This is a genomic window from Microcoleus sp. Pol1C5 (assembly GCF_036701115.1).
Classification (GTDB): Bacteria; Cyanobacteriota; Cyanobacteriia; order Cyanobacteriales; family Microcoleaceae; genus Microcoleus.
Genome location: NZ_JAUBQE010000017.1, coordinates 22,091 through 35,166 on the forward strand (window position 1 = coordinate 22,091; position 13,076 = coordinate 35,166).

Here is a 13,076-nt window from a genome sequence, read left to right on the forward strand (position 1 = left end):
ATTCAGAGGATTGGTTAGTTGACCAACCTTAAAAGTTCGGAGAATTTATAATTAGCGCAGTTTGAAAGATTTTGGAGAGGAGACACGATCCCTCGGCTTCTCAATAAAACCTGTGATAGACTTCGCTCCCTTACTTGTCCCCTAACGGTATACCTACGTATATATACTATTAATTAAAAAGATATACTGTAGAAAGTTGCTTACAAAGCGCCAGAAAATATGCACCCCCACCTCCAGCGCCAACTCGAACAGCTCGGTTTAGTCGGCGAGTCTCCCCCTCCCACTGCTGAGCAGTGGCAGCTTTTATTAGAGCAGGTAAGTTGTAGCTATGAGCGAGTTCAGAGTCAGCAAGAACTTCAGCAGGAAGATTGTTTTAACTTGGAGACGGTGGCATTAAAGGATTTAACTGACTCGCCCCAGTCCCCTAAAGACTCTCCAACAGCTTCAGAATTCGATCGACTGCGGGCGATTGTCAACAGTTTGGGGGCGGGATTGTGTATCCTTGACGCGAAGGGCTGTGTAATCTCGGTGAATGCAGAGACAGAACGCTTGCTGGGGTGGCGAGAATCGGAAATTGCAGGCGTTTCTCTGCTAGAGCGCATCGGGAAGCAAAATAAAGGCAATAAATCCCAAGTTTTGACGGCTCCGAAACAGTCGCCCAGCAAGAGTGAAGATGGGACGATCGCACCTACACTAGATTTACAAGAGGCGATCGCTTCCAGTCAACCTTCCAGCAATTGGGACGACGAGTTTTTGTGTCGCGACGGCAAGATTTTACCCGTTTCCTATTTTTTCCATCCCGCAGCTGAGGGCAGCGAAATATCAGTCTTGGTGTTTTTTGACATTTTTGAGATTAGAGAACACAAGCAATCGCTCTCCATACTGCAAGCAGTTCTAAAATCTACAGATGCAGGAATTCTGGCGGTTGACAGAAACGGCAATATATGTAAATATAATCAGAAATTTCTAGAGATGTGGGGTTTGTCCGCCAGCCAAGGAAAGTTGAGCCGATCGACCTTGGGTACACTCAAAAACACGCTCAAAACAGGATTCCCCTTCGACAGGGAACAATTAAAATACCCGCAAAGATTTCTCGAAAACGTGATCAAAGTGTCGGTAGATTCAGATACTCAAATCAGCGAATTATTAGAATTTAAAGACGGAAAAATTCTTGAATTAAATTCGTTGCCATCAAAAATCGGAGCGAAAACAGTCGGTAGAGTCTGGAGCTTTCGAGACGTTACCGAACTCAAAAAACTAGAACAATCTTTGCAGTATCGAATAGAATTCGCTCAGTTGATTGCCCGTTTGTCAACCAATTTCATCAGCCAGCCCTTATCAGAAATAGACAAAGGCATCACTCAAACCCTGGAAGCTATAGCCACCTTGAGCGGGTTTGACCGCAGTTACATCTACCTGTTATCAGAAGACAAAACCCGCGCCGACAAAACCTACGAGTGGTGCGGTGAAAGCTTTCCGGCAGTCAAAGACAGCACTGACAAACAAATAGACATAGCACAAATCCCTTGGATCGCAGAAAAACTCGATCGCGCCGAATGCCTCTATATTCCAGAAATCGGCGAACTCCCGCCCCCAGCCATCGCCGAAATTGGCTATTTTATTGGTCAAAATTCAGGCGAATTCCAGACAGACTCCCCATCGCAAACAGTCAATCAAACAGCAACCGCCTCAATACCTTCGAGTGACGCTTCCCTAAATAATCTCGAATTAAAAGAACAGCTAAAAAATATTCAATCGCTGATAATTATTCCCCTAATTTGTAGTAAAAACCTAGTAGGATTTATCGGATTCGATGGCATAAAGCAAACAGCAGGCCGAGCAACCGAAATATCCACACAGCTAAAAATGGTAGGAGAAATGCTCGCCAATGTCCTAGAGCGCAAGCGAGCAGAAGCAGCCTTGAGACAATCCGAAACAAAATACCGCAGCATCTTTGAAAACGCAGTCGAAGGCATATTCCAGACAACGCCGACCGGGTACTACCTCAGCGGCAATAGCGCACTAGCCAGAATTTACGGCTACGAATCCTGTACCCAAATGCTCGCCGAACTCACCGATATCAACCGTCAATTTTACGTTAACCCCAATCGGCGCGCCGAGTTTATGGCTCAATTGCGCGCGCGCCACCAAGTGTCAAAATTTGAATCCCAAATATACCGCCGAGACGGTAGCACGATTTGGATTTCCGAAAACGCGCGCAGCATCTGCGACGAAAACGGCAGCGTTTTGTACTACGAAGGCACAGTCCAAGACATCACCGATCGCAAACAGGCAGAATCCGCCATGCAGTTGGCCCTAGAAGCAGCAGAATCCGCCAACCGGGCAAAAAGCACATTTCTCGCCAACATGAGCCACGAACTTCGCACACCCCTCAACGCCATCATCGGCTACAGCGAAATGCTTCAAGAAGAAGCCGAAGAATTGGGAAGTTGCGAGTCTGTTCCCGACCTCGAAAAAATCTGCAGCGCCGGCAAACACCTGCTATCCCTGATTGACGACATCCTAGATATTTCTAAAATTGAAGCAGGCCGAATGGATCTCTACTTAGAAAGCTTCGACATCCATACCTTAATTGAAAGTGCTGTTGCCACGGCCAGACCACTGGTCGAGAAAAACGGTAATACCCTAGAAGTGTACTGTCCAGACAACCTCGACACCATGCACGCGGACATGACAAAAGTGCGGCAAGTGCTGCTTAACTTGCTCAGCAACGCTGCCAAGTTCACAAAAAACGGGAGAATTGCGATCGGAGTGGAAAGAATTAAAAATGAACAATTAAAAATGAAAAATCAAGAGGAATCTTCCCAAATTTTAATTTCCAACTCCGAATTTTTAAGTTTCCGCGTCGCCGACACCGGCATCGGCATGACACAAGAGCAATTGCAGCGAGTTTTCCAACCTTTCACCCAAGCTGATGCCTCGACTACCCGCGAGTACGGTGGCACCGGTTTGGGACTAGCAATCAGCCAGCGCTTCTGTCAGATGATGGGCGGCAGCATTGAGGTCAGCAGCACCTTGGGCGCAGGCACCACTTTCACCGTGCTCTTGCCCAAAGCCATCAAACAGCCGGAAATCCCCAACAAAGTTCACGACAGCACTAGCCCTCCGCACGCCCCCGCTGTCGGCACGGTGCTGGTAGTGGACGACGACCCGATCTCGCGGGATTTAATTCAGCGCACCCTCAGTCGCCAAGGACTGCACATAGAAGTCGCCGGCAGTGGCGAGCAAGCTCTCCGGCTCGCTAAGCAACTACGGCCAGACGCCATTACCCTGGACGTGATTATGCCCGGAATGGACGGCTGGGCGGTACTCTCAGCGCTGAAGGCCGATCCTGACCTTGCCGAAATTCCCGTAATCCTGCTATCCTTTGTGGGCAACAAAAGCCTCGGCTTTGCATTGGGTGCCTCGGACTACCTCACCAAACCAGTGGACGGCAAACGGCTGGCTGCCTTGTTGAACAAGTACCGACGCGACCAAGACGGCGTTGCAAGTAACAATTTGACCTGTCAGATTCTAATTGTGGAAGATGACGTTGCCACGCGCGCAATACTGCGAGGCTTACTAGAAACACAAGGCTGGGCAGTAACGGAAGCTGACAGCGGACGCGCTGCTCTCGATCGACTAAAAGTTGCTCGCCCGCACCTGATATTACTGGATTTGATGTTGCCAGAAATGGATGGTTTTGAGTTGATCGGGGAAATTCGCAAATCCCATTCAGGAGATCCTATACCGATTGTTGTGATCACGGGGAAAAACTTGACACCGGCCGAAAGCCAGCAGCTCAACGGCTACGTCGAGCGGGTGCTACAAAAGGGAGTCTACAGTTGCGATAGTTTGTTGCGCGATGTTCGCTCTATAGTCAATGACAGGTTCGATCGCAGGTACGACTCGAAAGGCAAGGAGAACACCAATGGCTAAAATCCTGTTGGTCGAAGATAACGAAATGAACAGGGATATGCTTTCCAGGCGTCTGGCCCGCAAGGGACACGAGGTCTTTATTGCTGTTGACGGTGCTGAGGGAGTGTCGATGGCGCTCGCGAAAGTACCGGATTTGATTCTGATGGATATGAGTCTGCCGGTTCTCGACGGCTGGCAAGCAACGCAGCAAATTAAGGCGGCTCCTGAAACTAGCAGGATTCCGGTGATTGCGCTGACGGCTCACGCAATGGCGGGCGATCGTGAAAAGTGTCTTGCCGCCGGCTGCAATGACTACGATACTAAACCGGTCGAGTTTCCTCGACTTTTGGGTAAAATTGAAACGCTTCTCAAAGAGGCCATGACATGAAAGGTGATGAGGGCAGCGTGCTGGTTGTTGACGACAATGAGGTAAACCGCGATTTGCTGGCCCGCCGACTTCAGCGTCAAGGCCATGTGGTGACTGTTGCTGAAGATGGTCTCCAAGCTCTGGAAATGTTGCGGAGCGATCCTTTTGACTTAGTTCTTTTAGACATTATGATGCCGCAAATGAACGGCTATCAGGTGCTCGAAAGTCTGAAGGCGGACGAGAATTTGCGCTACATCCCGGTGATTATGATTTCGGCGGTGGACGATATCGACAGTATTGTCCGGTGTATAGAGTTGGGGGCGGAGGATTATCTTTCTAAACCGTTCAATCCGGTATTGCTCAAGGCTCGGATTAGCGCTTGTTTGGAAAAGAAGCGGCTGCGGGATAAGGAACAGGCGTATTTACATGAGTTGGCGCAGGAAAAGGAAAAGTCCGAGCGTTTGCTGTTAAATATTTTACCCAAGGCGATCGCGCAGCGCCTGAAACACGGGGAAATTACGATCGCAGACAGTTTCGCTGAGGTAACAGTGATGTTTGCCGATTTGGTCGGTTTTACCAAGCTTTCGGCTCATTTATCGCCGGCCCAGTTGGTGGAGTTGCTCAACGAGATTTTTTCGGCTTTTGACGAGTTGGCGGAGCGCTACGGACTTGAGAAAATTAAGACGATCGGCGATGCTTATATGGTGGTTGGCGGTTTGCCGACGCCCAGCGACGACCACGCCGAATCGATCGCGGAAATGGCGCTGGAAATTCAAGCAGCGATGACTAAGATACATACCAAGGGAGGTCAGCCGCTCAGCATTCGCATCGGCATCCACACAGGCCCGGTAGAAGCTGGGGTAATCGGTACTAAAAAATTTACTTACGATTTGTGGGGAGATACGGTAAATACAGCTTCCCGGATGGAATCTCAAGGCGTCCCCGGCAGCATTCAGGTGACAGTTGCTACCTACGAGCGCCTGCGGGGTAAGTACGTTTTTGAGGAGCGCGGCGTGATTCCAGTGAAGGGGAAAGGCGATATGATGACTTATCTGCTTGTGGCTCGAAACGCCTCATGACAAATGACCAAATGACCAATTACCAAATTGACAAATGAGCGTAAATTCTAACCTTTTAATGTACGCCCAATGGGCGGGAATTCTGACAGGAGCTTTAGCTATTTTAACAGTTATAGCATTTATCTTCAAATGGGGTTTTCGCTTCCGATTGGTAGGAGTGACAAGCTTTATGGGCGTGATTGCTGCGAGTATATTCGGTCTGGGTTTGGGACTGTTTTCCCGCACAGAAATTCCTGGTGCAGTTCGCTATTCTTTAGTTTACGATACTGGCGGCGCTCAAACAGTAGTTACTGTGCCACCTACGATCACCGAATCAGAATTAGAAGCAACGATGCGGCAAGCTGCTGCGGATTTGTACTCTCCAGGGCGCTCTGGGCGGGGCAGAGACTACATGACCATCCGGGTTCGTACAGTTGTACATCCTGAACCTGGGCTGTCGCAGCCGCTGTTTTTGGGCGAGGTGAGGCGATCGCTCGCGACTCGTGATGATGACAAAATGGCGATCGAAATATTCCCCGAAAAAGTTGCTATTCTGAAAAAGTATCAAGCTTGAAAGTAGGGTGCAGCAGCATTCTTAGGACTTACGCATGGGAGTTCAAAAACCGGGTTTTTTACCAAAATTCTTCGTTGTAACCCGCAGATTCGGTAAAAAACCCGGTTTCTTTGGTCGTAGTGCGTAAGAGCTGAAAAAATACTTGAAAATTATCAAAAAAATATCAAATTATGACTCAAGAATCAGAAAAGTTACTAACAAACCTCTACAATGCTTTTGACCCATTCTATCCTTTACCAGCCGGAGATCCGCAGTATGTTGACTGTCGGGAAGTGCGAGGAGATGGCGATATTATCGAAGATTTGGGCAAAAAGATTAAGCTATCGCAGCGAATGACTTGTCAGTTGTATGCTGGACATCGCGGTGCGGGAAAGTCAACAGAATTGCTGCGACTTCAGGAATATTTGCAAAATCAAGGCTGCTTTGTAGTCTATTTTGCGGCTGACGAGCAAGATATTAATCCCGAAGATACTGAATATACTGATATTTTGCTAGCTTGTACCAGGCATTTGTTAGAAGAGCTCAGAAATGCTAACTCTAAACCTTTACGCGATTGGATGCGAGATAGGTGGGAAGATTTGAAAGATTTAGCCCTAACCGAAGTGTCTTTTGAAACATTGAGCTTAGAGTCGCAAATTGCTCAGTTTGCCAAACTGACGGCGAATGTCAGAACCGTACCGAGTCTGCGCCAAAAAATTCGAGATAAAATTAATCCCCACACAACGACGCTGATTGATGCGCTCAATGAGTTTATTGGCGATGCTAAAAAAAACTTGCCGGATAAATCTTCGCAACTCGCAGTGATTGCCGATAATTTAGACCGAATTGTGCCGTTTTCCCAGGACGGGAAACGCAGCAATCTCGACGAAATCTTTTTAGACCGTACCGAACAACTCAAAGCTTTAGATTGTCATGTCATTTACACCATACCGATTTCTATGGTGTATTCTAACCGCGCTACTGAGTTAATCAATAATTATAACGACCCGCAAGTGTTACCGATGATTATGGTGCAGAATCCAGACGGCAGCAACCACGAAGGGGGACTTGCTAAAATCAAAGAGTTGATTGAAAAGCGGGTAAAACAAGTCAATCCGAATCAATCTTTAGAAACAGGATTGTTTGACAGTGGAGAAACTCTAGAGCGCCTGTGTTTGATGAGTGGGGGTCACGTCAGAAATTTGCTGTTGATGATGCAAGAAGCAATAACTCGCACCGAGGATTTGCCAATTACTGCAAAAGCAGCGCAAAGGGCAATTACTCAAGCGCGGGATGTCTACCGCAGAACTCCTGAAAAAGACGAATGGCAAATTTTAGCGAAAGTCTCCCAAACTCAGCGCATACTGAACGATGAACAGCACCGCAATTTATTGTTTAGCCGCTGTATTTTGGAATACCGATACTATGATGAAGAAGGAGAAATGCAGCCTTGGTATGATGTTCACCCGTTGATTAAAGGAATTAAACAATTTAAAGATTGTCTTGCACAACTTCAGCCATGACAGCAGAAATAATTGATTGGGATGCCGATTTACCCGAAGCAGAACCAGAGGAAGAATATCAAACTCTGGTACGGACTCTCAAACGGACAAATGGTTTCCGGTTGTTGTTTGTTGAGTGTTCGCCTGCGGAAGGTGAACGCTTGATTGCGAAAGTTCAAGCAGATGTGCCGCAGAAAAAGATTGAGGTGTTGCCGCTGGATGAGTCGGTTTATAATTTTTATAAGATAATTGAAGATTTGCCAGACCGAGATGCAATTAATATCCTGTTTGTGAAAGGCTTAGAATATTCACTTTATGAATATGAGAAAGAAAAAAAAGAGCTCGGATGGGAAAGCAAGGATATTTATTCTTATAGTTGGCGGGGTGTGCCGCCTGTTTTAATTAATTTAAACCAGCAGCGGGAAAGATTTAGAGATGATTTTAAGATTTGTTTTGTGTTTATTTTGCCTCGTTTTGCAGTTAATTATTTGATCCAGCGGGCCCCGGATTTCTTTGATTGGCGATCGAGCTTATTTAAGTTGTCGATTGATAAAGAACTCCTGCAACTAGAATCAAGGCAGGCTTGTTCCGAAAGAGGGAAGCGAGAAGATTATCTAGCTTTGACTCCCCAAGAACGCAAACAGGAATTGGTGAGGATTCAATCTTTAATTGATGAGGAGGGGCAAACATCCGAACAACAAGCAGAATTGTTTTATGAACAAGGTTTATTGTATGGCCATGCTCAAGAATATGCAAAGGCAATCGCCTCTTACGACAAAGCCTTAGAAATCAAACCAGATAAACACGAATCCTGGTACAATCGGGGCTATGCACTGGGTAAATTAGGCAGGTGGGAAGAAGCAATCGCCTCTTACGACAAAGCCTTAGAAATCAAACCAGATGACCACGAAGCCTGGAACAATCGGGGCAGTGCACTGCATAATTTAGGAAGATTGGAAGAAGCGATCGCCTCCTACGACAAAGCCTTAGAATTCAAACCAGATGACCACGAAGCCTGGAACAGTCGGGGCCAGGCACTGGGTCATTTAGGAAGATTGGAAGAAGCGATCGCCTTCTACGACAAAGCCTTACAATTCAAACCAGATTACAACGACGCCTGGTACAATCGGGGCGTTGAACTGTGTAATTTAGGCAGGTGGGAAGAAGCGATCGCCTCCTTGGACAAAGCCTTAGAAATCAAACCAGATGACCACGACGCCTGGTACAATCGGGGCTTTGCACTGCGTAATTTAGGCAGGTTGGAAGAAGCGATCGCCTCCTACGACAAAGCCTTAGAATTCAAACCAGATTACCACGAAGCCTGGAACAATCGGGGCTTTGCACTGTGTAATTTAGGCAGATGGGAAGAAGCGATCGCCTCCTTGGACAAAGCCTTAGAATTCAAACCAGATTTTCCCGTTGCATTTTATAATAAAGGTTACTGCTATGCCCTGCAAGGTCAAGTTAACTTATCTATTCAATTTTTTCTGCAAGCTGTCAAATTGAAGCTTGAAAAATACCCCTTTCTCGCAAAACTTACTTGGATTTTGACAGCATTCGATCGCATACTCAGTTTCAAGCCTTGATTCAAGAATAGGGATTTGTCCTTGGGCGGGGCGGGTTTATAAAAGTGTCGGTTTAAGGAAATTATTGTTGAGAAAACCCGCCCCTATAACATCAAAAACACTTTTCAACAAAGCTAATGGACACGATATAATAGGAGAATTAATAGCGAGGTAAAAGATGACTCAACTAAATGTCAATCTAACCAATGACAAATTTGCCGAACTCATCGCCCATGTCGATGATAGTGGAGAACGAATTGTCATAGAACAGGAAGGAAGAGCGATCGCTGCTATCATTACTTATGCAGACCTGAAGCGGTTGGAGGCCCTAGAAGCTGCCCTAATTAACAAAGCAAAACTACAAGAGTATGAATGGCTAAAAACTGCGACCCGCAATCCAGCTTTTGATTCTCTGAGAGACTCAGCAGAAGATATCTACACTTTAGCTGATGGCTTGCCATTCCACGACCCTGAATGGATTAAAACAGTAGCAATCGAGCCTCATTTTGGTTCGATCCTAGACCCCGAAGAAGACATTTATACCATAGCTGATGGTAAACCCTTCCATGACCAAGGGTAAGATTTTCCTAGTACCGTTTCCCTATGATGATTTATCGGCACACAAACTGCGTCCAGCAGCTTATTTGACTAACCATTTGGGAGCGCGGCGTCATGTTATTCTTGCTTATATTACAAGTCGCTTGCCAACAAATTTACTGGAAACAGATATCGTATTAGATGCTTCTCATCTCGACTTTCAGGCTTCAGGGCTGCGGGTGCCATCTACTATCAGGCTGCATCAACTGGTAACTGTTTCTACAGTGGTTATTCAGCGTGAGTTGGGTGAATTGTCATCAGATACACAGGCTCAAATTGCTGAAAAGCTCTACAATTTGCTAAGTCAGTGAGCGCCGATAGGTGAAAATTATATCAGGACTTACGCAACTTTTAAAGTTTTACACTACCCGTAGTAATAAGGACCGGAATGCACTACAAATAGGGTGGATGTGTAAGTGCTGTTAGATATTGGGTGAGGTTTGTCACACCTCAGTACGATCGCCCTTTCCTCTTTTCTACGCAGTCATATAAAAAAATAGTATTAATCTATACCTACAAATCCAAGCTCTAGAATTATAATGAAAAAAATTGAAAAAGCTCCCAAGTTCCTGTAAAATTGCCATAAATAACCAAAGAGTCGCGATCGAAAGCACTCAAAGGCGAAAAAGATCGCATATAAAAAAGAAAAGAATCAATTAGACAGAAAATAAAGAGGTGAAACCCCTTGCAAAAATTAGCCAGCATAGAAAAGCCGATCGACTCAGGGGAAAAATCCATAGCAGTCAACACCCAAAAGGCTCAAACATTTTACGATCGCGGCAACGCCCTAGAAGCAATGGGACGATTCCAAGCTGCGATCGAATCTTGGGAAGAAGCGATCGAACTTGAACCAAAATTTTATGAAGCCTGGTACAACCAAGGCGTAGCCCTCAAAAAAATGGGCCAGCTAGAAGAATCGATCGCAGCCTACAACAAATCCCTACAAATCAAACCAAACAATCCCGAAGCGTGGTATAATCGCGCCAACGTTTTGCGGAAGCTCAACAGACTCTCAGAAGCGATCGCATCCTACGAAAAGGCGATTGCACTCAACCCCAGCTACCCCGAAGCTTGGACGAACCGGGGCAACACCCTCGTCAGCTTAGAAAAATTATCAGAAGCGATCGACTCCTACGACAAAGCTATAGCTATCAAACCAGACTACTGCGAAGCTTGGTACAACAAAGCATTTGCCCTGAGAAAATCCGACCAAAATACAGCCGCGATCGCCTCCTTCGACAAAGCGATCGAACTCAAACCCGACTTGCATCAAGCCTGGTACAACCGCGGCTTAGCCCTAGCCGATGAAAAACTCTACCCGGAAGCCGTCGCCTCCTACGACAAAACCCTGCAACTGCGGCCGAATTCCGCCGAAGCCTGGAACAAACGCGGCACGGCGATCGCCCAAATGGGACAATTTGAAGAAGCGATCGCATCTTGGGACAAAGCCCTCGAACTCAACCCAAACGACAGCGAAACTTTTTACAACCGCGGCTTAGCCTTCGCCAACTTACAACGCTTTGAAGAAGCAATAGCCTCTTGGGACAAAACCGTAGAGTTGCAGCCAGACAACACGGAAGCCTGGTACAACCGCGCCGTCGCCCTCAAAAAAATTCAACGATTTACCGACGCGATCGCCTCCTACGATAAAATCATCGCACTCAAACCCGACGAGCCCAACCTCTACTATCAAAAAGCTTGCGTGTACGCCCTGGAAAAACAAGCAGGCGAGCTCACAAACAGCCAGGAACTTGTCGCCACCAGCATCCGGCTGGCGATCGAAAACTTATCCAAGGCGATCGAACTCAATCCGCAAAAATACCGGAAATTGTGCAAAAATGACTCTAAATTGCGTACAATACGGGAAGAAGTGCGGTTTTTAGCTTGATTTCAGGGTAGCTATGATTGATGGATACGGATGCCGCACTGCAACCTTTGTAGGCAAAACAGCACCATAAACCCCAATCATGCAAACCCTAGACAAAACTCAAGCAAAATTCGCTCAACTGGCAGCTCACCTCAGAGAAGTTAACGACATCGAATCAGCCTCGTCGCTGCTGCATTGGGATCAATCAACTTATATGCCCGCCAAAGGTGCAAGTGCCAGAGGCCGCCAGTTGGCTACTCTCCAACAAATATCCCACGAAAAATTTACAGATCCAAAAATAGGTGAACTCCTAGAAGACTTGCGTTTCTATGAACAAACCCTCCCCTACGACTCCACCGCAGCCAGTCTGATTCGCATAGCCCGCAGAGACTACGAGCGCGCCGCTAGAGTCCCCGCAACTTTCATGTCAGCACTCTGCCGCCACCAAGCCGACTGCTACGAAGCTTGGGCTGCGGCTAGAGCAGCCAACAATTTCGCCGCGGTCGAGCCGTATCTTGAAAAAACCCTAGAATTAAGCAGGCAGTACGCCGAGTTTTTCCCCGGCTACGAACACATCGCCGATCCTTTGATCGATCGTAGCGACTACGGCATGAAAGTATCCCTGCTGCGCCCGCTTTTCGCCAAACTGCGTCAAGAATTAGTGCCGATAGTCGAAGCCATCACCTCCCAGCCTCCCGCCGACGACTCCTGCTTGCACCAAGACTTTCCAGAATCCCAGCAACTAGAATTCACTCGCAAAGTTGTAGAACGCATGGGGTTCGACTTCCAACGGGGACGGCAAGACACCACCCTGCACCCGTTCATGACCAACTTCTCCATAGACGACGTGCGAATTACCACCCGCGTCTATGAAGACCACTTGGATCAAGCACTGTTCAGCAGCATCCACGAAGCCGGACACGCCCTCTACGAACTCGGAAATTCCCCGGAATTTGAGGGCACGCTGCTTGCAGGCGGCATTTCCTCCGGCGTGCACGAAAGTCAGTCGCGACTTTGGGAAAATTTGGTCGGGCGCAGTCGCGGTTTTTGGGAATGTTTCTACCCGCAACTCCAAGGGGTATTTTTGCGACAGTTGGGACACGTATCCACTGACGCATTTTACCGGGCAATTAACAAAGTCTCCCGATCGCTCATCCGCACCGACGCCGACGAAGTAACCTACAACCTCCACGTCGCCATCCGCTTTGACCTAGAATTGGCAATGGTAGAGGGAAAACTAGCAGTGCGAGACCTCCCCGAAGCCTGGAACGAACGCTATAAAACAGACCTCGGCGTTGTCCCCGCCACCGACAGCGAAGGCGCCATGCAAGATGTTCACTGGTATGTTGGTACGATCGGCGGAATGTTCCAAGGTTACACCCTCGGCAACTTGATGAGCGCTCAATTCTACGAAACAGCAGTAAAAAACAATCCTGAAATTCCCGTAGAAATAGAGCGAGGCAATTTTACCGTACTCCACGACTGGCTCAAACAAAACATCTACCAGCACGGCCGTAAATACACCGCTGTCGAATTGATCGATCGTGTTACAGGTTCACCTTTAACTATCGATCCCTTTATCCGTTACATTCGCCACAAATACGGGGAGTTTTATGTCATTTGAGGGATAGCAACTTCACTTTGCAGAC

10 protein-coding genes are annotated in these 13,076 nt (G+C 47.3%); all 10 read left to right on the forward strand.

The window, feature by feature from the left end; genetic code table 11:
* The first annotated feature begins 219 nt into the window (after positions 1 to 219).
* The 10 genes from QUA23_RS11645 (at position 220) to QUA23_RS11690 (ending at position 13,051) form a co-directional block, all read left to right on the forward strand.
* Positions 220 to 3,939 carry a response regulator gene (locus tag QUA23_RS11645; RefSeq protein ID WP_333076265.1) on the forward strand — a complete coding sequence of 1,240 codons (3,720 nt, stop codon included), beginning with the start codon at positions 220 to 222 and terminating at the stop codon, positions 3,937 to 3,939.
* Entirely contained in the window at positions 3,932 to 4,306 is a 375-nt protein-coding gene (locus QUA23_RS11650) for a response regulator (RefSeq protein WP_006631823.1), read from the forward strand. The genes QUA23_RS11645 and QUA23_RS11650 overlap by 8 nt, the downstream gene beginning before the upstream one ends.
* Positions 4,303 to 5,364: an adenylate/guanylate cyclase domain-containing protein gene (locus QUA23_RS11655; RefSeq protein WP_333076264.1), complete on the forward strand. Its 1,062-nt coding sequence runs from the start codon at positions 4,303 to 4,305 to the stop codon at positions 5,362 to 5,364. Before QUA23_RS11650 ends, QUA23_RS11655 begins: the two co-directional genes overlap by 4 nt.
* A gap of 34 nt (positions 5,365 to 5,398) precedes the next feature.
* Entirely contained in the window at positions 5,399 to 5,917 is a 519-nt protein-coding gene (locus QUA23_RS11660) for a Ycf51 family protein (protein ID WP_333076263.1), read from the forward strand.
* Positions 5,918 to 6,087: 170 nt separating this feature from the next.
* Positions 6,088 to 7,419 (forward strand): ATP-binding protein, encoded by a 1,332-nt coding sequence (locus tag QUA23_RS11665; RefSeq protein ID WP_333076262.1) that lies wholly within the window; start codon positions 6,088 to 6,090, stop codon positions 7,417 to 7,419.
* Positions 7,416 to 8,984, forward strand: coding sequence for a tetratricopeptide repeat protein (locus tag QUA23_RS11670; protein ID WP_333076261.1), 1,569 nt, complete (start codon positions 7,416 to 7,418; stop codon positions 8,982 to 8,984). The genes QUA23_RS11665 and QUA23_RS11670 overlap by 4 nt, the downstream gene beginning before the upstream one ends.
* Positions 8,985 to 9,141: 157 nt before the next feature.
* Positions 9,142 to 9,543, forward strand: a complete 402-nt coding sequence (locus QUA23_RS11675; protein WP_333076260.1) for a type II toxin-antitoxin system prevent-host-death family antitoxin — start codon at positions 9,142 to 9,144, stop codon at positions 9,541 to 9,543.
* A complete protein-coding gene (locus QUA23_RS11680) occupies positions 9,530 to 9,871 on the forward strand; it encodes a type II toxin-antitoxin system PemK/MazF family toxin (RefSeq protein ID WP_333076259.1) in 342 nt (113 codons plus the stop codon). The genes QUA23_RS11675 and QUA23_RS11680 overlap by 14 nt, the downstream gene beginning before the upstream one ends.
* 374 nt (positions 9,872 to 10,245) lie before the next feature.
* Entirely contained in the window at positions 10,246 to 11,448 is a 1,203-nt protein-coding gene (locus QUA23_RS11685; RefSeq protein WP_333076258.1) for a tetratricopeptide repeat protein, read from the forward strand.
* A 79-nt stretch (positions 11,449 to 11,527) separates the two neighbouring features.
* Positions 11,528 to 13,051: a carboxypeptidase M32 gene (locus QUA23_RS11690; protein WP_333076257.1), complete on the forward strand. Its 1,524-nt coding sequence runs from the start codon at positions 11,528 to 11,530 to the stop codon at positions 13,049 to 13,051.
* Positions 13,052 to 13,076: the final 25 nt, after the last annotated feature.

Excerpts from the sequence above, each read along its gene's own strand:
- QUA23_RS11645 (WP_333076265.1), top strand. The coding sequence starts at position 220 with ATGCACCCCCACCTCCAGCGCCAACTCGAACAGCTCGGTTTAGTCGGC.
- QUA23_RS11650 (WP_006631823.1), top strand. The coding sequence starts at position 3,932 with ATGGCTAAAATCCTGTTGGTCGAAGATAACGAAATGAACAGGGATATG.
- QUA23_RS11655 (WP_333076264.1), top strand. The coding sequence starts at position 4,303 with ATGAAAGGTGATGAGGGCAGCGTGCTGGTTGTTGACGACAATGAGGTA.
- QUA23_RS11660 (WP_333076263.1), top strand. The coding sequence starts at position 5,399 with ATGAGCGTAAATTCTAACCTTTTAATGTACGCCCAATGGGCGGGAATT.
- QUA23_RS11665 (WP_333076262.1), top strand. The coding sequence starts at position 6,088 with ATGACTCAAGAATCAGAAAAGTTACTAACAAACCTCTACAATGCTTTT.
- QUA23_RS11670 (WP_333076261.1), top strand. The coding sequence starts at position 7,416 with ATGACAGCAGAAATAATTGATTGGGATGCCGATTTACCCGAAGCAGAA.
- QUA23_RS11675 (WP_333076260.1), top strand. The coding sequence starts at position 9,142 with ATGACTCAACTAAATGTCAATCTAACCAATGACAAATTTGCCGAACTC.
- QUA23_RS11680 (WP_333076259.1), top strand. The coding sequence starts at position 9,530 with ATGACCAAGGGTAAGATTTTCCTAGTACCGTTTCCCTATGATGATTTA.
- QUA23_RS11690 (WP_333076257.1), top strand. The coding sequence starts at position 11,528 with ATGCAAACCCTAGACAAAACTCAAGCAAAATTCGCTCAACTGGCAGCT.